Raw genomic sequence first — 467 nt, 5'->3', positions numbered from 1 at the left:
TACCCTTGTTGAGCAACTCCGTAAGCACCATGCCCACCGTAATCTGCCCGAAATCATTGGACAGCGAGACATACGCTTTCATCCGATCGGCAGAATGCTTTACGATTATGCCCCTCGGTTGGTCCATCAATAGATCCTTATGGTATTTTCGATCTTTTAACCCTAAATATCAATAAATATACTATATGTACGCCGTTTACGCTGTCTCTTATACACATCTAGATGTGTATAAGAGACAGCTCCTGATAGGTGCACGCCTTGAAGAATGCGGCCCGCGACGCGAACTTATGGTTCGGGAAGCGGTCTGTGAAGAGCTGGAACTGATTTTCGGCGTCTCGGTAGAGGCGCAGGCGGTAGTAGCAGATGCCGGAGTTGTAGAGGCACTGCGCCGCCACGGGGCCGCCGGAGTTTTCGGCGAGCACGCTCTTGAACTCGCGCAGCGCGTCGTCGTAGCGTCCCGCGACGAA

The 467-nt window shown here is 52.5% G+C and carries 1 protein-coding gene; it reads right to left on the bottom strand.

Annotated elements, in window-relative coordinates; translation table 11 throughout:
- Positions 1–218: 218 nt before the first annotated feature.
- Positions 219–467 (bottom strand): tetratricopeptide repeat protein (locus ACYVRA_RS08730; protein ID WP_461252326.1); only part of this gene is annotated, 249 nt, incomplete at its 5' end.

The sequence above is a fragment of the Treponema sp. R8-4-B8 genome (assembly GCF_054786175.1).
The sequence above is the reverse complement of the archived record's forward strand: the minus strand, read 5'-3'. Positions and strand labels throughout refer to the sequence as shown.